This window comes from Streptomyces sichuanensis (genome assembly GCF_020328095.1).
GTDB classification, from domain to species: Bacteria; Actinomycetota; Actinomycetes; order Streptomycetales; family Streptomycetaceae; genus Streptomyces; species Streptomyces cinnamoneus.
Map to the genome: position 1 here is coordinate 1 of NZ_JAIXMK010000039.1, position 18,935 is coordinate 18,935.

The following is an 18,935-nucleotide window of genomic DNA, read 5'->3' on the forward strand; positions in this document are numbered from 1 at the left end:
CCCCCACCCCGGCCCCTCCCGCCGTCTTTCCGCGAACCCCTCGGAGCGGTTGTCGCCACCGTCCCGCCTGCGTCTGGGACACAGCAGTAGCCGTTTCCCAACGACCCCTGGGAGTGGGCACGGCCCGTGACCGGCAGGCCGCGGCCTCCGTACGAAAAGGGCGCTGCCCCCGGCCGTAGCCGGGGGCAGCGCCCTTTGGGGGAGACAGGCGGCGGGGGGGGTTAGCCCATCTCCTCCAGCGCCTTGCCCTTGGTCTCCTTCACGTACTTGAGCACGAAGGGGATCGAGAGCACGGCGAAGACCGTGTAGATCACGTACGCGCCGGAGAGGTTCCAGTCCGCCAGGCTCGGGAAGCTGGCCGTGATGGCCCAGTTCGCGACCCACTGGGCGGAGGCGGCCACGCCGAGCGCCGCGGCGCGGATGCGGTTGGGGAACATCTCGCCGAGGAAGACCCAGACCACGACGCCCCAGGAGAGGGCGAAGAAGAGCACGAAGGCGTGGGCCGCGACCAGGGCGACCGTGCCCTGGGTGGTCGGCAGGGTGCCGTCGGCCGTCTTGGAGGCGAAGGCCCAGGCTTCGAGGGCCAGGGAGAGCGCCATGCCGACGGAGCCGACGAGGGCGAGCGGCTTGCGGCCGATGCGGTCGACCAGGACCATCGCGATCACGGTGCCGACGATGTTGATGATCGACGTGGTGAAGCTGTAGAAGAACGAGCTCTCCGGGTTCACGCCCACCGACTGCCACAGCGTCGAGGAGTAGTAGAACGCGACGTTGATGCCGACGAACTGCTGGAAGACGGAGAGGCCGATGCCGACCCAGACGATCGGCAGCAGGCCGAAGCGGCCGCCGAGCAGGTCCTTGAAGGTGGACTTCTGCTCGCTCTTCATGGCGAGCTCGATCTCCGCGACGCGCTTGTCGAGGTCGACGGTGTGACCCTCGACGTCGGCCAGGACCTTCTTGGCCTTGTCGGTCTTGCCGACCGAGATCAGGAAGCGGGGCGACTCGGGGATCGCGAAGGAGAGCAGGCCGTAGAGGACGGCCGGGACCACCATGACGCCGAGCATGACCTGCCATGCCTCGATGCCCATGATCTTGCCGCGCTGGTCGCCGTCGGCGACGTTGAGGATGCCCCAGTTGACCAGCTGCGAGACGGCGATGCCGATGACGATCGCGGCCTGCTGGAACGCGCCGAGACGGCCGCGGTAGGCGGGCGGGGAGACCTCGGCGATGTAGGCCGGGCCGATGACCGAGGCCATGCCGATGGCCATGCCGCCCAGGACGCGCCAGAAGGCGAGGTCGTAGAGCGAGAAGGGCAGGGCCGAACCGACGGCGCTGATCGTGAACAGCGTCGCGGAGATCTGCATGACGCGGATGCGGCCGATGCGGTCGGCCAGCTTGCCGGCGATGGCGGCACCGATGGCGCAGCCGATCAGCGCGATGGCGATGACCTGCGCGAGGGCGGCCGAGCCGATGTCGTACTTCCCGCGGATGCCCTCGACGGCGCCGTTGATCACGGAGCTGTCGTAGCCGAAGAGGAAGCCACCCATGGCCGCGGCCGCGGTGATGAAGATGACATGGCCGAGGTGATCCGGTTGGGCCTTGCGGCCCTCGGCACCCTGCGCCGTCGCAGTGCTGGTCAACGTGTACTCCTGGGACCCGGCCACGTTGCCGGGGTGGGGGGTGGCCATTCCAGTGGGGCACAAGATCAAAGCGCCCACCACTTGAAGGCGTAAGCAACGTGGGAGACCCTACGTCTTCATTTTCCGAAGTCAATAGAGAACGACGATGAGGTTTCTCCCATGGGTCGGGGGAGTTTGAGTTCAATAGTTGAAGTGATCTTGGTCAGTTGAGGCGCTGACTGATCACCTTCGACACTCCGTCGCCCTGCATCGACACTCCGTAGAGCGCGTCGGCCACTTCCATCGTGCGCTTCTGGTGCGTGATCACGATGAGCTGGGAGCTCTCCTGGAGCTCCTTCATGATCCCGATCAGGCGCTGGAGGTTGGTGTCGTCCAGGGCCGCCTCGACCTCGTCCATGACGTAGAACGGGCTCGGGCGGGCCTTGAAGATCGCTACGAGGAGGGCCACGGCGGTCAGGGAACGCTCGCCTCCGGAGAGCAGGGAGAGGCGCTTCACCTTTTTGCCGGGGGGCCTGGCCTCCACGTCCACGCCCGTGGCCAGCATGTCCTCCGGGTCGGTGAGGACCAGGCGGCCCTCGCCGCCGGGGAAGAGGCGGGAGAAGACGCCCTCGAACTCGCGGGCCGTGTCGTGGTACGCCGCGGTGAAGACCTCCTCCACGCGCTTGTCGACGTCCTTGACCACCTGCAGGAGGTCCGCACGGGTCTTCTTGAGGTCTTCGAGCTGCTCGGAGAGGAACTGGTGGCGTTCCTCCAGCGCCGCGAACTCCTCCAGCGCCAGCGGGTTGACCTTCCCCAGCTGCTGGTAGGCGCGTTCGGCCGCCTTCAGGCGCTTCTCCTGGGCGGCCCGGTCGTAGGGCACCGGGCGGTTGCGGGGGTGATCCGGGTCGTCCGGCAGCTCCTCGCCCTCGGCGGGAGGAGAGGGGGGTACGGGCTGGTCGGGGCCGTACTCGGCGATCAGGGCGGTGGGTTCGACGCCCAGTTCTTCCAGGGCCTTCGCTTCCAGCTGTTCGATGCGCAGCCGCTTCTCGGCGCCCAGCACCTCGCCGCGGTGCACGGAGTCCGTGAGCTTGTCCAGTTCCGCCTTGAGGTCGCGGGCCCGGTTGCGGCCCTCGGTCAGCTCGCGTTCGCGCCCGGCCTTCGCGGCCTCGGCGGCCGTCCGCTCCTCGTCGGCGCGCACCAGTGACATCTCGACGTGGGCCAGCAGCTGGCGGGCCCCGGCGGCGACGGCCGTCGCGACCCCTGCCTCGTGGCGCAGCCGGGTGCGGCGCTGCTCGGCGCGCCGGCGGGCCTCGCGCTCGGCCCGCGCCGCCCGGTCGAGGGCGTCGGCACGGCCCGCGAGGCCCTTGACGCGCTCCTCGTGCGTACGGACCTGCAGGCGCGCCTCCATCTCGGTCTGGCGGGCGTTGGCCCCGTCGGCGGCGAGGCGGTCGCGCACGGAGGTGTCGGGCTCGTCGGCGCCCTCGTCGAGGGCGTGTTCCTGGGCGGCGGCCAGTCGTTCGGCGAGTTCTTCGGCCTCTTCGGTGGCGCGGACCAGGGCTTCCTGTGCGCGTTCGGCGGCGGCGGCCGTTCGCTCGGCCTCGCCCGCGGCGGCGCGGGCCTGTCCGGCGAGCCGGCCGAGGGCCTGGGCGGCCCGGGACTTCTCCCGGTCGGCGGCGCTGCGGCCGGCCGCGAGTTCCTCGACGAGCGCGGCGCAGCGGGCGCGGTGCTCCTCGGCCTCGTGTCGGGCCGCGGCCCGTTCGGTGCAGCGGGCGCCGAGGCGGGTGAGCTCGGCCGCCGCTTCGTCGACCGCCGCCTGCGTCTCGATGAGGCTGGGGGCTCCGGCGGAGCCGCCCTGGGCGTGGTGCGCGCCAAGGAGGTCGCCCTCGGCGGTGACGGCGGTCAGGGCGGGGCGGGCGGTGACGAGCTGTTCGGCGTCTTCGAGGGTGTCGACGACGACGATGCCGCGCAGCAGCCTGCGGATGGCGGGCTGCAGGTCCAGCGGGGCGCGGACGAGTTGGGCGGCTACCGGGAAGGGGCCGGGCGGGGGCGTCTCGTCGGCGTCGTCGTCCGGGGCGCCGGTCAGCAGGAGGACGGCGCGCCCGGCGTCCTCCTTCTTCAGCAGGCGCAGTGCCTCGGCGGCGGCCGCGGGGCCGGTCACGGCGAGCGCGTCGGCGGCGGCGCCCAGGGCGGCGGCGACGGGGAGTTCGTAACCGGGTGTGACGGAGAGGAGTTCCGCGGCGGGGCCGAGGAGTCCGCCCAATCGTTCCTTCGCCGACAGGAGGGCGCCCGTGCCGTCCTTCCGGCGCAGGCCGAGGGCGAGGGCGTCGTGACGGGCGGTGATCGCCGCGCGGTGGCGCTCGGCCTCGGCCGCCTCCTCGCGGGCGGCGTCGAGGGCGGCCTCGGCGGCGGCGAGGGACGCCTTGGCCCGGTCGTGACGGGCGGTCAGCTCGGCGTCGTCCGCGTCGGCGCCGTCGGCCTCTGCCTGCAGCTGCTCGTACTCCTCCTGGGCGGCGGCCGCGCGCTCGGCCGCCTCGTCGCGGGCGGCCGCGAGGCGGCCGATCTCCGCCTCGGCGGAGGCGGCCCGGCCGCGGGCGGCGGTGACCTGGCCGTGCAGGCGGGCGAGGTGTTCGCGCCGGTCGGCGACGGCGCGGGCGGCGTCGCGGAGGCGGCGCTCCTCCTCGGCGAGGCGGCGTTCGAGGTCGGCGCGGTGCTCGGCGGTGTCCTCCAGGGCGCGGCCGGCGGCCTCCAGGGCGGCTTCGAGCTCCGCTTCCTGTTCGCGGACGCGGGCGGCCTCGCGTTCGAGGTCCTCGGGGTCGCGGCCGCGCCGCTCCTCGTCCGGGGCGGTGGTGGCGCTGGTGACGCGGGCGTCGGCGAGGCTGATGGTGCCGCGCACCCGCTCGGCCAGGCGCGAGAGTTCGTACCAGGTCTGCTGGGCCTCGGCGAGGCGCGGGGTGAGTTCGCGGACCTGTTCCTCCAGTGCCGCCTCGCGCTGGGCCGCGGCGCGCAGCTCGGCCTCGGCGGCCTCCTTGCGGGCCTTGAGGGCGGCCTCGTCGGCGATCTCGGAGCGCAGGGCCTCGCGGAGGGCGACGAGGTCGTCGGCGAGCAGACGGAGCCGGGCGTCGCGCAGGTCCGCCTGGATGACGGCGGCGCGGCGGGCCACGGCGGCCTGCCGGCCGAGCGGCTTGAGCTGGCGGCGCAGCTCGTCGGTGAGGTCCTGGACGCGGGCGAGGTTGGCCTTCATCGCGTCGAGCTTCCGCAGCGCCTTCTCCTTGCGCTTGCGGTGCTTGAGGACGCCGGCGGCCTCCTCGATGAACGCGCGGCGTCCCGTGGGGTCTGCGTGCAGGACGGAGTCGAGCTGGCCCTGGCCGACGATGACGTGCATCTCGCGGCCGATGCCGGAGTCGGAGAGCAGTTCCTGGATGTCGAGGAGCCGGCAGGTGTCACCGTTGAGCTGGTATTCGCTGCCGCCGTTGCGGAACATGATCCGCGTGATGGTGACCTCGGCGTAGTCGATGGGGAGGGCACCGTCGGAGTTGTCGATCGTCAGGGAGACCTCGGCGCGGCCGAGCGGGGCCCGGCCGGTCGTCCCGGCGAAGATGACGTCCTCCATCTTGCCGCCGCGCAGTGACTTGGCGCCCTGCTCGCCCATGACCCAGGAGAGGGCGTCGACGACGTTGGACTTCCCGGAACCGTTGGGGCCCACGACACAGGTGATGCCGGGTTCGAAGCGCAGGGTCGTGGCGGAGGCGAACGATTTGAACCCGCGCAGGGTCAGGCTCTTGAGGTGCACGCGGGAGGACTCTACCGTTCATCTCGGTTTCACCCCGGGAGGTGCCGGGCACTACATCCGTGAGGAGGCGACGGGGGAATTCTGGCGGATTCGCCGGGATACGACGAAGGGACGCCGAAGCGTCCCTTGCAACTGCAACTCTCTAGCGGCTGACAGGGCAGCCCGACCGTGACCCCCGGGGGGCAGGACACGATCAGGCGAGCGCAGGCTCCGCCTTGGTTACGTCGATGCTGTCGAGCAGCGAGTCACCGTGGTGAGCGGCGGCAGTCAGCGCGTCGTTCTCGGCCTGCATCCGGATGAGCTCGGATTCGAGGTCCTGGACACGCTGCTGGAGCCGTCGCATCTCGGAGAGGACTCGGGGGTCGGAGCCGCCGACGTAACCGAGAAGCGCCTTTGCCATGATGGATGGTCCTCCACACTGAGTGACCGACCGAAGCGGTGTGGGTCGTGAGGGATTCGCACCCGCGGTGTCTGCCATCACTACTGCGGTGTTTCAATGCCAAACAGCTAAGGTGCGCGGGGCTTCCAGAGTCTCACCAAATGGTTTGACGGTCAACACGATCACACCCCGTATCCGCAGGCGTCCCGGGGGTGTGCGCAAGGCAATCCGCGCCGCATTCCGCACCCGGGGCCCGAGGGGGCGTAGAGATCATCCGTTGAGAGGCAGCCTTGCACGCTGCGGCCGAGTTGGCAACCATCAGGCAATTTCCCTCGGGCGCATATGCCAAAAGCATATGCGCCCGATGTTCGACGTCACCGGCCCCGCGCGGAAATCGAGCCGGAATGCGATGCCGCGGTCGTGGGGTCAGCGGATCTCGAAGCCGTCGTAGCCGCCCTTGGGCGTGTCCCAGATCTCGGTGACACCGTCCACGCGGCCGGGCGTGTCGCCCTGCCGCAGCCAGTCGAGCAGTTGTTCGCATCCCTGACGGGGGCCCTCGGCGACGACCTGGACCCGGCCGTCCGAGAGGTTCGAGGCGAAGCCGATGAGTTCACCGATGCGCAATGCGTTGGCCCGGGTGAACCAACGGAAACCAACGCCCTGCACATGACCACGGACCCAGGCAGTGAGGCGGACATTCTCGTTCATGTCTGCACGTTAACCGGCCAATTACATAAGCAGCACTTCGGCCCGGCAACCCGTGCCGTACAGTCGCGGCGACATAAGGCTCCCCCGGACGAGTGACGCACTTTGACACCGAACGTGAGGAAGGCAGCGGATGGGTCGCCATCGACGCTCTGCCCGCGCGACCGCTGAAGAAGCGGCAGCGAATGCCCGGAAGGCCCGGGCACCCGTGGCCGGCGAGTCGGCACCGGCGTTCGGGACCGAGGATCCGGCCGAAGCCGTCACCCAGCCCCTTCCCGTGATCCGCCCCGCCGGCGCCGGGCGCCACAGGAGCCCGCACCGCACCAAGCGCTCCAAGGCCGGTGCGACGGGAGTGGCCGCCGGCCGGGCCGCCCAGAGCGTGAAGCCCCCGAAGCCCGCCCGGCCCGCCAAGGCGGCGGCGCCCGCCCGGCGGACCGGCTTCCTGGGCGCCTCCGCCGCCGTGGCCATGGGAGCGGTCGCCATGGTCTCCGGCCTGCTGCCCACCGGCGCCCTCTCCCCCGGCGGCGAGGCCGGCACCTCCCCGGGCGTGGGCGCCACGGGTCAGGTGCGCCCCGACAGCCCGCCCCCGGGGGCGGACCAGCGTTCCCGGCCCGCCGCCGCCCCGGCGGACCGGGCGGACCAGCGCGAGCAGCCGGGACAGAAGGCCGGGGCCGACGGCCGGCGGATGGCGCAGGCGAGCCTCCGCCAGGACATCCCCGCCAGCCGCGGCGCCGAGCGCCCGCCCTCCGACGCACTCTCCGCGCCGCCCTCCGCGACACCGGCCGACGAGGACGCCGACGCCGCGCAGCGGCCCGGCTCCCCCGCCCCGCGCTCCCGTACGACGCCGCGTCCGCACGCCGTGGCATCCGCTGCGGCAGCGAGCGAGGACGGCACGGAGGCGCGCGTGCACGGCACGCTCGCCGATCCCCGTTCCTCCGCCGCCCATCTGGTGCTCGCCCTGGTCAACGCGGAGCGGGCGAAGGCGGGCTGCCGCCCGCTGCGGGCCAGCGGCACGCTCACCCGTCTCGCCCAGTCGTTCAGCGACGACATGGCCAGGCGGGGCTTCTTCGACCACACCGACCCCGACGGCAGGACCCCCTGGGACCGGGCCGGCAAGCGCGGCATCAAAAATCTGGGCGGGGAGAACATCGCGCGCGGCCACCCGGACGCCCGCACGGTGATGGACGCGTGGATGCGCAGCAGCGGCCATCGCGCGAACATCCTCAACTGCGACTACAAGAGCATCGGCGTGGGTGTCCACCACGGCGGCAACGGCCCCTACTGGACGCAGGACTTCGGCTACTGACCGCCGCTCTCGCACCGCTGCCCCGGCCGGACGACACGGTGGTCGTCCGGCCGGGGCAGCGGCGTGCACGTCGGCAGCGGGGTGCGCCTCAGAGGGCGGCGCGGCCCGCGACGTAGATGCGGGCCTGCTCGGCGACGCGGCGGCCGAGGAGCTCGGCGGTGGCTATGTCGGCCTTGTGGACGCCCTCGGGGCCCTGGTCGTTGTTGGTCTGGGCGCCGGCGCCCAGGAAGAAGCCGAGGCGGTTGATGTCGTTCTCGGAGGCCGTGGAGCTGTTCCAGCCCGGCATGGCGCCGAGGCCGACCCAGTGCATGCCGTGCTGGGCCGCGAGGACGGTGAAGAACTGCAGGGTGTGCAGCTTGTCGCCGCTCTTGGAGGCGGAGTTGGTGAAGCCGGCCGCGATCTTGTCCTGCCAGGCGCGGGTGAACCAGCGCTTGGAGCTGGCCTCCGCGAAGACGTGGAAGGCACCGGAGGCGGTGCCCATGTAGGTGGGCGAGCCGAAGACGATCGCGTCGGAGGCGTCGAGCTGCTCCCACTGGGCCTCGGTGATCTCGGCGACGTTGATCAGCTCGACGGTCGCGCCGGCCTCGGTGGCACCGGTGCGGACGGCCTCGGCGAGCACGGCGGTGTGGCCGAAGCCGGAGTGGTAGGCGACGGAGACGACGGGGGTGGTCACGGGGGACTCCAGGAGGCGGTTGCGCTGAATGGGTGACCACAGGAAAGCACTAACTTTTCGATAGCGCAACCCACTGGTTAGCGCTGCGTCGCAGTATGGTGTTCTCATGACCACGCACGACGGTTGTCCGGACGAGCACCTGCCCTTCGACGTCTTCGCGCGCAGCTGCCCGTCGCGCGACACCCTGGGTCACGTCACGGGTCGCTGGGGCGGCCTCACGCTCGGTGCGCTCCGCGAGGACACGCTGCGCTTCAACGAGCTGCGGCGACGGGTGGAGGGCGTCAGCGAGAAGATGCTGGCGCAGACGCTCCAGGCACTGGAGCGCGACGGGCTGGTGCACCGCGAGGCACAGCCGACCAACCCCCCGCGGGTGGACTACCGGCTGACGCCGCTGGGACGGGAGGCCGCCGACCGGCTGCTGGCCCTGATCGAGCTGCTGGAGGAGCGGATGCCGGAGGTCCTGGCGGCCCGGGAGCGCTACGACGCGGAGCGCTAGGGCTGCCTGTCGCGCTAGCGCGCGGGGCGCGGCGCGGGCTGGCAGCGCGGGCAGAAGTAGCTGGAGCGGTTCATCCAGGGGCGGCGGCGCATGGCTGTGCCGCAGCGGCGGCAGGGCTCGTCCTCCCGCCCGTAGGCGTCCAGCGAGCGGTCGAAGTAGCCGGACTCGCCGTTGACGTTCACGTAGAGGCTGTCGAAGCTGGTGCCGCCGGCCGCGAGCGCCTCGTTCATGACCTCGCGGATGTGCAGCAGGAGCTCGGCCGTGCGCGGCCGGGTGAGGCCGGCGGTCGGCCGGTCGTAGTGCAGGCGGGTGCGCCACAGCGCCTCGTCCGCGTAGATGTTGCCGACGCCGCTGATCAGCGACTGGTCGAGCAGGGCGCGCTTGACGGTCGTACGGCGCCGGCGCAGGGCGGCGTGGAAGGCGTCGTCGTCGAAGGCCGGGTCGAGCGGGTCGCGCGCGATGTGGGCGATGACGTCCGGCAGGCCCTCGGGGTCGCCGGGCACCGTGTCGTGCAGCGACAGGCCGCCGAACGTGCGCTGGTCGACGAAGCGGAGCTCGGTGGCCTCGGCGTCGGCGAAGCGGAAGCGGATGCGCAGGTGCTTCTCGTCGGGCGAGCCCTGGGGCTGCACCAGCAGCTGCCCGCTCATGCCCAGGTGCGCGAGGACGGCCCGGCCCGGGTCGGCAGGGCTTGCAGGGCTTGCAGGGCTTGCAGGGCTTGCAGGGCTTGCAAGGGAGGGCTCGACCGGCACCCAGAGGTACTTGCCGCGGCGGCGTGCGGTGCCCAGGCGGTGCCCGGTCAGCTGGGCGGCGAAGTCGTCGGGTCCGGCGAGGTGGCGCCGGACGGCCCGGGGGTGCAGGACCTCCACCGCGGCGACCGTGCGCCCGCACACCCAGCGCTCCAGGCCGGTGCGGACGACCTCGACCTCGGGCAGCTCGGGCACCGGTGTTCCTCCGCAGGCTGGGATCCGGACAGGGGAATGCGTCCGTTCCCGCAACGCCGGGCGGGCCCGGTGGACCCGCCCGGCGTTCCGGGATCGTGTGGACGGCGCAGCGGCGCCATCAGGCGGTGGGCTCGGCGCCCCCCGCCGCGGCGGCCTCCTCGGCGGCGGCCTTGTCGGCCGCCAGGCGTGCCTCCGCGGCACTGTTGATGGCGCGCCAGGCGGACTCCGCCGCCTGCTGCTCCGCTTCCTTCTTGCTGCGGCCGGTGCCGGTGCCGTACGCGACACCACCGACGCGGGCAGCAGCCGTGAAGGTCTTCTCGTGGTCGGGACCGGTCTCGGAGACCAGGTACTCCGGCACACCGAGGCCCTCGGTCGCGGTCAGCTCCTGGAGGCTGGTCTTCCAGTCCAGGCCGGCACCGAGGTTGGAGGACTTCTCGATCAGCGGATCGAAGAGCCGGTGGACCAGCTCGGCAGCGGCTTCGAGCCCCTGGTCGAGGTAGACCGCACCGATGACCGCTTCCAGCGTGTCCGCGAGGATCGACGCCTTGTCCCGTCCGCCCGTGCCCTCTTCGCCCCGGCCGAGCCGGATGAAGGAACCGAGGTCGAGGCCGCGGCCGACCTCCGCCAGTGCGCGCGAGTTGACCACCGCGGCCCGCAGTTTGGCCAGCTGGCCTTCGGGCAGGTCGGGGTGGATGCGGTACAGCGTGTCCGTGACCACCAGGCCGAGCACCGAGTCCCCGAGGAACTCCAGTCGCTCGTTGGTGGGCAGGCCGCCGTTCTCGTACGCGTAGGAACGATGCGTCAGCGCACGCACCAGAAGGGCGGACTCAAGGTTGTACCCGAGCCGCCCTTCCAGAAGCGTGTGAGACGAGGCCGTGTCCGCCGACGCCTTCTTCGGCGTAGTGGCGTCTGACATGAAGCCTGTCACCCGCCGATCAGACCGCGAGGACCTGGCGCTTGTTGTAGGTGCCGCAGCTCGGGCACGCGATGTGCTGCTGCTTCGGCTCGTGGCAGCGCTCGCACGCCACCAGGGGGGTGACCGCAGCCTTCCACTGCGACCGGCGGTGGCGCGTGTTGCTGCGCGACATCTTCCGCTTCGGAACAGCCACGGCTACTTCTCCTGTGAGTCATCCCCGTTGGCACGGGGTGCGTTGTCCTTCTCGCCGTCCTGGTCGGAACCAGCGAGCTCCTGCAGTGCCGCCCAACGGATGTCGACGGCATCGTGGTGGTGGTCCGGGTCGTCCGCCAGCCGCGCCCCGCACTCGGAGCACAGGCCAGGGCAGTCTTCCTGGCACACCGGCTGCAGCGGCAGTGAGAGCACCACCGCGTCCCGCAGCACGGGTTCGAGGTCGAACAAGTCGCCCTCAAGGAAGAGCATGTCCTCCTCATCGTCCTCGGCGTCGTCGCCGGTGTCCGCGGGGCGGCTCCGGTCGTCGGCGTCGGGGTAGGAGAACATCTCCTGGAAGTCCGCTTCGAGCTCTCGCTCCAGCGGCTCCAGACACCTTACGCACTCCCCGGTGAGCGGCGCACGGGCGGTGCCTGTGACGAGCACCCCTTCCATGACCGACTCCAGCCGGAGGTCGAGCTCCAGCGCCGCGCCCTCGGGCACACCGATGACCTCGATGCCGAGGTCCTGCGGGGCGGGGACGGAGCGGGAGACCCTCTTCAGCGCACCGGGACGCCGGCCCAGCTCGCGCGTGTCGAACACGAGAGGGTTACGGGGGTCGAGGCGGGCGTTCAGGGCTTCCTGCTTTCTACGCTGCGGTGAGGCGGCCCCCTGGTGCAGAGCACATGGAGGGCAGCCCGGATCGCGGACGTACACGCGACCGAAGAGCCAGGATACTGGACGGGCCGCCGTGGACCCAATCCGCACCCGGACGACGCCGGACACCGGGCGGTCAGCGGCCCTGCTCGTACCGCCTGAGCTGGTCGAGGTCGATCATCGACGTGTCGAAGAGGCTGGTCTCGTCGAGCGCCGCGCCCTGCTGCTGCCCCTGGGGATGCTGGGGCTGGTGCGACTGGTGGACCTGCTGCTGCAGCGGCTCCGCGTAGCCCCCGGTGGCCCCGTACGCCTGTCCGCCGTCCTGGGCGTGCCAGGCGTACGGATCGGGCTGCTGGTAGCCGCCCTGGACCGCGTACGGGTCCGTGTGGGGCACGTAGTGCGGTTGCTGCTGGGGGTAGCCGTAGGGGTCCTGCTGGGCGGGGTGGACCACCGCGGGAGTGGCGTAGTCGGCCCACACGGGCTCCTGGGGCTGCGGGGCCTCCTGGGGCGGGGCGTAGGACCGCTGCGGCGCTTCCTGGGGCGCGGCCAGCCCGGCGAGGAAGTCGGCGTCGCTGGTGGGGCCGTCCGGCGTGCGCAGGCCGTCCTGGGCGGCCATGTGGGCGCCCAGCTCGTCCACGGGGCGGGCGCCCAGCAGCTTCTCGCGGCCCTTCCCGACGGCTTCCAGGGTCTTGGCCAGGACCGCCGAGACCGCGCTCAGCTTGGCGTCGACGTAGGCGTCGGCGCTGCGGCGCTGGGTGGCGGGGTCGCCGCTGCGCTCGGGTGCGTCCGGGTCGGTGCCACCGGCCGCGTCGCCGGGCAGGCCGAGGAGCTTCTCCCGGCCCCGCTCCACGGAACCGATGGTCTTGGTGAGGACGACCTCGAAGTTGGCGAGCTTGCCGTCGACGTAGTCGTCGGCGCCGGCGCGGATCTCCTCGGCCTCCCGGCGGGCCCCGGCGAGGATGCGGTCGGCCTCCTCCTGGGAGTGGCGGGCGACCTCGGTGTCGGAGATCAGGCTGCCGCGCTGGGCGCGGGCGGACTCCAGGATGCGCTCGGCCTCCTCGCGGGCGTCGGCGACGAGCTGCTCGCGGCCGCCGATGACCTCCCGCGCCTGGGCCAGCGAGCCGGGCAGGGCGGCCCGGACCTCCTCCAGCAGGGCCAGCAGCTCGGCCCGGTTGACCACGCACGACGCCGACATCGGCAGGGCGCGGGCTCCGGCGACGGTCGTGACGATCTCGTCGAGCTTCTTCTGGACGTCCACGTGGGCGCTCGCCGCCTTCTTGCTCCCGGGGGGCCTCGCGGCCGCCGCTACCGAACGGGACGACTGTACGGCCGGGGACCCCGGCCCCACAGCTACTGATGAATCGTCAGATCATCAGGGGCGGGCGAGCCGCTCGTTGAGCGCCTCCAGCACCAGCGGCGGCACCAGGTGGGACACGTCGCCGCCCCAGGCCGCGACCTCCTTGACCAGGCTGGAGGAGAGGAAGCTGTAGGTCGGGTTGGTCGGCACGAACAGCGTCTCGACGCCCGAGAGGCCGTTGTTCATCTGGGCCATCTGCAGCTCGTAGTCGAAGTCGCTGACGGCTCGCAGGCCCTTGACGATCGCGGGGATGTCGCGCTGCTTGCAGAAGTCGACGAGCAGGCCGTGGAAGGACTCCACCCGCACGTTGCCGTACTCGGCGGTGACCTGCCGCAGCAGCTCTATCCGCTCGTCGACGGTGAACATGCCCTGCTTCGACTTGTTGATCATCACCGCGACGTGCACCACGTCGTACAGCTTGGAGGCGCGGGCGATGATGTCGAGGTGTCCATTGGTGACGGGGTCGAACGACCCCGGACAGACGGCGCGGCGCAACGGTGGTTCCTCGCTCTCCGGTCCATTCATGACGTGCCTGACTCGGTGTCGGCAGTGCACGCCGAGGCGGCGCGACCGTACCAAAGCGTCCCCTCGCCGTAGCGACGGGCCCTCAGTGCGTCGAAGCCGTCCGGCCAGCGGAATTCCCCGCCCCTGGTGCTCCGCTCCACGGTGACCAATGCGTCGTCGGCGAGCCAGCCCCGGGTACGGAGTGTGAGCAGGATCTCGCGGAGCTCGTCGTCGCCGACGACGTACGGCGGGTCGAGGAAGACCACGTCGTACGGGCCCGCCGGCGGTGCGCCGGCGACGACCTGCTCGGCCTTGCCGCTGCGCACCTCGGCGCCCGGCATGCCGACGGCACGGACGTTGTCGCGGATGACCTTCACCGCGCGGGCGTCGGCCTCGACCAGCAGGACGTGCGCGGCGCCGCGCGAGAGCGCCTCCAGCCCGACCGCGCCGGAGCCGCCGTACAGGTCCAGGACACGGGTGCCGTCCAGGGTGCCGAGGAGGGACACCCAGGTGGAGAACAGGCCCTCGCGCGCCCGGTCGGAGGTCGGGCGGGTGCCGGTGCCGGGCGGCACGGCCAGGCGGCGTCCGCCGGCGGTGCCGGCGATCACGCGGGTCATGGGTGTCGAGTCCTTCGCGGTGGGGTGACGGTGCGGCGGGGGCCGCCGCACCCCTCAGCGTATGGCGTCGGCGGTGCGCGGGCGCCGCGGGTGCCCCCGGGGTTCAGCCCTTGTCGAGGAACTCCTCGCGCTCCCGGTCCAGCAGGGCGTCCAGCGCGGTGCGCAGGGCGGGCAGACCGGCCAGCTCCGGGTCGGCGGCGACGATCGCTCCGGCCTCCTCGCGGGCGGCCGCGATGACGTCCTCGTCGTCGATGACGGTGAGCATCCGCAGGCTGGAGCGGACGCCGGACTGGGCCTGGCCGAGCACGTCGCCCTCCCGGCGCTGTTCGAGGTCGATGCGGGAGAGCTCGAAGCCGTCCAGCGTCCTGGCGACCGCGTCCAGCCGGGTCCTTGCCGGGCTCGCCTCGAACGCCTCGGAGACCAGCAGGCACAGCCCGGGGGCCGAGCCGCGGCCCACCCGGCCGCGCAGCTGGTGGAGCTGGGAGACGCCGAAGCGGTCCGCATCCATGATCACCATGACGGTGGAGTTGGGCACGTTCACGCCGACCTCGATGACGGTCGTGGCGACCAGCACGTCGACCTCGCCGGCCGCGAAGCGGCGCATGACGTCGTCCTTCGCGTCCGGCTGCATCCGCCCGTGGAGCACCTCCACGCGCAGGCCGGCCAGCGGCCCGGCGGCGAGCTGGGCGGCGACGTCCAGCACGGCCAGCGGCGGCCGCCGCTCGCCCTCCGCCTCGCCCTTGGCCGCGGCCTTCGCGGCCGGCTTCTCGTCCTCGGCGTCGCCGATGCGCGGGCAGACGACGTACGCCTGGTGGCCGCCCTCCACCTCCTCGCGCACCCGCTCCCAGGTGCGGGCCAGGAAGTGCGGCTTGTCCTTGGCGGGGACCACGTGGGTGGCGATGGGCGAGCGGCCGGCCGGGAGCTGGTCGAGGACGGACGTCTCCAGGTCGCCGAAGACGGTCATGGCGACCGTCCGCGGGATCGGCGTCGCCGTCATCACCAGCAGATGCGGCGTCCGCCGCTCCCCCCGGGAGTGCCCCTTGGCCCGCAGCGCGTCGCGCTGCTCGACGCCGAAGCGGTGCTGCTCGTCGACGACGACCAGGCCCAGGTCGTGGAACTGCACGGTGTCCTCGATGAGGGCGTGCGTGCCGACGACGATGCCGGCGTCGCCCGTGACGAGGTCGAGCAGCGCCTGGCGGCGGGCGGCGGTGCCCATGGAGCCGGTGAGCAGCACCACCTTCGTGCCGTGCTCGGCGCCCCCGAGCATGCCGCCCTCGGCCAGGTCGCCCATCATCTCCGTGATGGACCGGTGGTGCTGCTGGGCGAGGACCTCGGTGGGGGCGAGCATCGCGGCCTGGCCGCCCGCGTCGACGACGCCGAGCATGGCGCGCAGGGCCACCATGGTCTTGCCGGAGCCGACCTCTCCCTGCAGCAGGCGGTGCATGGGGTGCTCGGTGGCGAGGTCGTCGAAGATCTCGGCGGAGACCTTGCGCTGCCCGTCGGTGAGCGTGAAGGGCAGCCTGGCGTCGAAGGCGGCGAGCAGGCCGTCGGCGAGCGGCTTGCGGGCCACGGCCGGCAGCTGGGAATCGGCGTGCCGGCGGCGGGCGAGGGCGACCTGCAGGACGAACGCCTCGTCCCACTTGAGCCGGTCCCGGGCGTCCTCGATCTCGGCCTTGGAGCGGGGGCGGTGCACCTTGCGGAACGCCTCGGGCAGCGGGAGCAGGCCGCGGCCCGTGCGCAGCGCGTCCGGCAGCGGGTCGACGACGCTCTCCCAGCCGGTCGCCTCCATCGAGGCGAGCAGCACGTCGAGGGCGTTGGAGATCTTCCAGGACTCCATCTGGGAGCAGGCCGGGTAGAGCGGGATCAGCTGGTTGGCCCACGCCTCGACGGCGTCCGCGCCGCTGTCCTTGCCGAGCATCTCGTAGGCGGGGTGGGAGAGCTGGCGGATATTGCGGAAGGTGCCGACCTTGCCCGCGAACATGCCGCGGCGCCCGGGGACCAGCTCCTTCTGGTGGTGGTAGATCGACCGGCCGAAGAAGACCAGTTGCAGCCGGCCGCTGCCGTCGGTGAGCGTGACCTCCAGGCGCTGGCCCCGGCCGTTGTTGAACTTGTGCACGCGGGCGTCGGAGACCTGGGCGACGACGGTGACGTGCTCGTCGAGCGGCAGGTCGGCGAGCCGGGTCAGCTCGCCGCGCTCGGCGTAGCGCCGCGGGTAGTGGTGCAGCAGGTCGCCGACCGTGTGCAGGTCGAGGTGCTCGGCCAGCACCTTCGCGGTGTTGCCGCCGAGCGTCTTCTTGAGTGGTTCGTCGAGCGCGGGCACGCCACCTATTGCACACCACGCCGCTGACAACGGGCCTCAGGCGGCCCTGCCGGAGCCTCGGGGACGCCCTTCGGGCGCTCTTCGGGGTGCTCTTATTCGATGCCGATGAGCAGCGGCGCGGTCTGCTGTCCGCCCCGGTAGACCACGGTGTCCACGGCGAGGTGGCCGCGGCGCACGTGGCGGCGCAGGCGGTCGGCGACGGCGTCGGGGACGCCGTCGCCCAGCACGAGGGTGACCATTTCGCCGCCCGCCGCGAGCATGCGGTCCAGCACGGTCCCGGCGGTGCCGGCCAGCTCCGCGCCGATGACGGCCACGTCGCCGTCGATGAGGCCGAGCACGTCCCCTGCCTGGCAGACGCCCGCCATCGTCCAGGACTGGCGTTCGGCGACGACGAGCTCCGCATAGCGGGTGGCGCCGGCCGCGGCGGTCATGGCGACGACGTCCTCGTCGAAGCGCCGGCCGGCCTCGTGGACGGCGAGCGCGGCGATGCCCTGGACCGGTGAGCGGGTGGGGATGAGGGCGACCCGTACGCCCTCGGTGCGCGCCTGCTCGGCGGCCGCGGCGGCGGTGTGCCGCAGGTCGGCGTCGTTGGGCAGCAGCACGACCTCGCGCGCGTGGGCGCGCCGGATCGCCTGCAGCAGTTCGCCGGCGGCGGGCGGCTCGCCCGGCCGGACGGCCACGACGGTGGCCCCGGCCTCGCCGCACAGCGCCGCGAGGCCGGCGCCGGGCACGACCGCGACGACGGCCCGCTGGGCGGGCTCGGCGACCCGCGTGCGCTCCTCGGCGGCGCTGCCGAAGTGGGTGATGCGGATGCGGTGCGGGCGGCCGGCGTCGACGCCCGCCTCGACGGCGGCACCGGCGTCGTCGACGTGCACGTGGACGTTCCACAGCCCGTCGCCCCCGACGACCACGAGGGACTCGCCCAACGCGTCCAGCCGCGTCCGCAGGCGCGCCACGGCGGCGTCGTCGGCCTCCAGCAGGTAGATCACCTCGAAGGCGGGGCCGGCTCCCGTGAACGTGTCACCGCCGAGGTCGGCCGGGCAGCCCTCGGTCTGCCACGCGCGCGTGCCTCGAGGACCCGTGGCGGCCGGCGGCCGCGGGGCGGGCGCCCGGCCGGCCAGCGCACCGGCGAGGGCGCCCAGGACCTCGACCAGGCCCTTGCCGCCCGCATCGACCACACCGGCCCGGCCGAGCACCTCCAGCTGGCCGGGCGTGGCCTCCAGAGCGGCCGCGGCACCGTCGTGGGCGGCCGTGGCGACGGCCGCCCCGTCGCCGCCGGTCGTGGCGGCGGCTTCGGCGGCGGCCGCGGCGACGGTGAGCACGGTGCCCTCGACGGGCCGGGCCACGCCCTCGTAGGCGGACTCGACCGCTCGGCGCAGGGCGCGGCGCAGCAGGGCGGCGTCGTCGGGGCCGGCGGCGGGGGCGGGGGCTTCGGGGCCTGCGGGGTGACTCCCGTCACCGGCCGGGGCCAGGACCTCCGCCATGCCGCGCAGCAGCTGGGCCAGGATCGTGCCGGAGTTCCCGCGGGCGCCTATGAGCGCGCCGTGGGCCATGGCCCGCACGGCCTCGGCCAGGCCCGGGCGGGAGGCGGGGCCGGTGGTGGCGTGGCCCTCGAAGACGGCCTCGACGGCGCGGGCGGCGGACTCGACAGTCAGGTAGAGGTTGGTGCCGGTGTCGCCATCGGCGACGGGGTAGACGTTGATCGCGTCGATCTCCTCGCGGCTGCGGCCCAGCGCGTCGAGGGCCAGGGCGCACCAGGCGCGTACCGCGTCGGCGTCCAGCGGGAGCGGCACCTGTGTCCTCCTCGGACTCTCGGGGCTGGGGGGCAGTGCTGGAGCAGAGTAGTCCCGGTGCCGTGCCCCGGGGGCGGACCGGGCGGGGTCCGGGGCGGTCATGGTAGTTTCGTTGTCCAGGAGCGGTCGTTGTATGCTGCTCCGGTTGCCTGATGAGAATCAGGCCATCCCCTGGCAAGCCAGTCACCTTACGACCCGGCACGCCGGGATTTCCCGTAAGTGCATCTGAAGTCTTTGGAGTGACCCGTGGCTGCCAACTGCGACGTCTGCGGCAAGGGGCCGGGCTTCGGCAACAACATTTCGCACTCGCACCGCCGTACGTCCCGTCGCTGGAACCCGAACATCCAGCGTGTGCGTGCCGTGGTCGGTCGGACGCCGAAGCGCCTCAATGTCTGCACCTCGTGCATCAAGGCCGGCAAGGTCTCGCGCTAACTAGCTAGTAGCGCGGCAGCCTCGCCGCCCCTTGAAAGCCGGTCCCCTTCGGGGGGCCGGCTTTTTGCCTTTCCCCTGCCCGCCCTCCCCCAGCTACCGCTGGGAGGTGCCCCCATCCCGTAACCGGGGCTCCGCCCCGGACCCCGGTCCTCAATCGCCGGACGGGCTGGATTTCCAGCCCGTCCGGCGATTGAGGACCGGGGTCCGGGGCGGAGCCCCGGTTACGGGATGGGGGCACCTC

At 72.6% G+C, this 18,935-nt stretch carries 17 protein-coding genes; 3 read left to right on the forward strand and 14 right to left on the reverse strand.

Translation table 11 applies throughout. From position 1 onward, the window contains the following. Positions 1-221: 221 nt before the first annotated feature. From LE181_RS14445 to LE181_RS14460, 4 genes are all read right to left on the reverse strand, one after another. A complete protein-coding gene (locus LE181_RS14445; protein WP_372458360.1) occupies positions 222-1,721 on the reverse strand; it encodes a sugar porter family MFS transporter in 1,500 nt (499 codons plus the stop codon). A 121-nt stretch (positions 1,722-1,842) separates the two neighbouring features. Next, the gene (smc, locus tag LE181_RS14450) at positions 1,843-5,409 is read right to left on the reverse strand and encodes a chromosome segregation protein SMC (RefSeq protein ID WP_225661668.1); all 3,567 of its coding nucleotides are present in this window, start codon (positions 5,407-5,409) and stop codon (positions 1,843-1,845) included. A gap of 193 nt (positions 5,410-5,602) precedes the next feature. Next, positions 5,603-5,809 (reverse strand): hypothetical protein, encoded by a 207-nt coding sequence (locus LE181_RS14455; protein ID WP_190109981.1) that lies wholly within the window; start codon positions 5,807-5,809, stop codon positions 5,603-5,605. Positions 5,810-6,214: 405 nt separating this feature from the next. After that, positions 6,215-6,496, reverse strand: coding sequence for an acylphosphatase (locus LE181_RS14460; protein WP_190109980.1), 282 nt, complete (start codon positions 6,494-6,496; stop codon positions 6,215-6,217). A 205-nt stretch (positions 6,497-6,701) separates the two neighbouring features. Between LE181_RS14460 and LE181_RS14465 the strand changes: the two genes are divergently transcribed. Beyond that, complete coding sequence (locus tag LE181_RS14465; protein ID WP_225661669.1) at positions 6,702-7,799, forward strand: CAP domain-containing protein; 1,098 nt, start codon at positions 6,702-6,704, stop codon at positions 7,797-7,799. Between the two features lie 88 nt (positions 7,800-7,887). On the opposite strand, the gene LE181_RS14470 is transcribed toward LE181_RS14465, so the two are convergent. Further along, complete coding sequence (locus LE181_RS14470; RefSeq protein ID WP_225661670.1) at positions 7,888-8,472, reverse strand: flavodoxin family protein; 585 nt, start codon at positions 8,470-8,472, stop codon at positions 7,888-7,890. A gap of 106 nt (positions 8,473-8,578) precedes the next feature. Between LE181_RS14470 and LE181_RS14475 the strand changes: the two genes are divergently transcribed. After that, entirely contained in the window at positions 8,579-8,968 is a 390-nt protein-coding gene (locus LE181_RS14475; RefSeq protein WP_225661671.1) for a winged helix-turn-helix transcriptional regulator, read from the forward strand. 14 nt (positions 8,969-8,982) lie between these two features. Here LE181_RS14475 and mutM read toward each other — a convergent pair whose 3' ends face one another. The 9 genes from mutM to LE181_RS14520 all read right to left on the reverse strand — a co-directional run bounded on the left by mutM (position 8,983) and on the right by LE181_RS14520 (position 18,262). After that, on the reverse strand, positions 8,983-9,909 hold the full coding sequence (gene mutM, locus LE181_RS14480; protein WP_225661672.1) for a bifunctional DNA-formamidopyrimidine glycosylase/DNA-(apurinic or apyrimidinic site) lyase: 927 nt from the start codon (positions 9,907-9,909) through the stop codon (positions 8,983-8,985). Between the two features lie 118 nt (positions 9,910-10,027). Then, positions 10,028-10,825 (reverse strand): ribonuclease III, encoded by a 798-nt coding sequence (rnc, locus tag LE181_RS14485; protein ID WP_225661673.1) that lies wholly within the window; start codon positions 10,823-10,825, stop codon positions 10,028-10,030. 19 nt (positions 10,826-10,844) lie between these two features. Next, positions 10,845-11,018 (reverse strand): 50S ribosomal protein L32, encoded by a 174-nt coding sequence (rpmF, locus tag LE181_RS14490; RefSeq protein ID WP_086575354.1) that lies wholly within the window; start codon positions 11,016-11,018, stop codon positions 10,845-10,847. A gap of 2 nt (positions 11,019-11,020) precedes the next feature. Then, positions 11,021-11,617 carry a YceD family protein gene (locus LE181_RS14495; RefSeq protein ID WP_225661674.1) on the reverse strand — a complete coding sequence of 199 codons (597 nt, stop codon included), beginning with the start codon at positions 11,615-11,617 and terminating at the stop codon, positions 11,021-11,023. A 190-nt stretch (positions 11,618-11,807) separates the two neighbouring features. Continuing rightward, positions 11,808-12,929 (reverse strand): ATP synthase subunit B family protein, encoded by a 1,122-nt coding sequence (locus tag LE181_RS14500; protein WP_225661675.1) that lies wholly within the window; start codon positions 12,927-12,929, stop codon positions 11,808-11,810. 114 nt (positions 12,930-13,043) lie between these two features. Further along, the gene (gene coaD, locus LE181_RS14505) at positions 13,044-13,523 is read right to left on the reverse strand and encodes a pantetheine-phosphate adenylyltransferase (protein WP_225661676.1); all 480 of its coding nucleotides are present in this window, start codon (positions 13,521-13,523) and stop codon (positions 13,044-13,046) included. Positions 13,524-13,549: 26 nt separating this feature from the next. Then, entirely contained in the window at positions 13,550-14,149 is a 600-nt protein-coding gene (rsmD, locus tag LE181_RS14510) for a 16S rRNA (guanine(966)-N(2))-methyltransferase RsmD (RefSeq protein ID WP_225661677.1), read from the reverse strand. A gap of 103 nt (positions 14,150-14,252) precedes the next feature. Further along, the gene (recG, locus tag LE181_RS14515) at positions 14,253-16,478 is read right to left on the reverse strand and encodes an ATP-dependent DNA helicase RecG (protein WP_225661679.1); all 2,226 of its coding nucleotides are present in this window, start codon (positions 16,476-16,478) and stop codon (positions 14,253-14,255) included. Positions 16,479-16,561: 83 nt separating this feature from the next. Further along, complete coding sequence (locus tag LE181_RS14520) at positions 16,562-18,262, reverse strand: DAK2 domain-containing protein (protein WP_225661678.1); 1,701 nt, start codon at positions 18,260-18,262, stop codon at positions 16,562-16,564. A gap of 246 nt (positions 18,263-18,508) precedes the next feature. Here LE181_RS14520 and rpmB point away from each other — a divergent pair, with 246 nt between their 5' ends. Beyond that, positions 18,509-18,694 carry a 50S ribosomal protein L28 gene (gene rpmB, locus LE181_RS14525; RefSeq protein ID WP_003957616.1) on the forward strand — a complete coding sequence of 62 codons (186 nt, stop codon included), beginning with the start codon at positions 18,509-18,511 and terminating at the stop codon, positions 18,692-18,694. The last annotated feature ends 241 nt before the right edge of the window (positions 18,695-18,935 follow it).

Excerpts from the sequence above, each read along its gene's own strand:
- LE181_RS14475 (WP_225661671.1), top strand. The coding sequence starts at position 8,579 with ATGACCACGCACGACGGTTGTCCGGACGAGCACCTGCCCTTCGACGTC.
- LE181_RS14460 (WP_190109980.1), bottom strand. The coding sequence starts at position 6,496 with ATGAACGAGAATGTCCGCCTCACTGCCTGGGTCCGTGGTCATGTGCAG.
- rnc (WP_225661673.1), bottom strand. The coding sequence starts at position 10,825 with ATGTCAGACGCCACTACGCCGAAGAAGGCGTCGGCGGACACGGCCTCG.
- rsmD (WP_225661677.1), bottom strand. The coding sequence starts at position 14,149 with ATGACCCGCGTGATCGCCGGCACCGCCGGCGGACGCCGCCTGGCCGTG.
- LE181_RS14455 (WP_190109981.1), bottom strand. The coding sequence starts at position 5,809 with ATGGCAAAGGCGCTTCTCGGTTACGTCGGCGGCTCCGACCCCCGAGTC.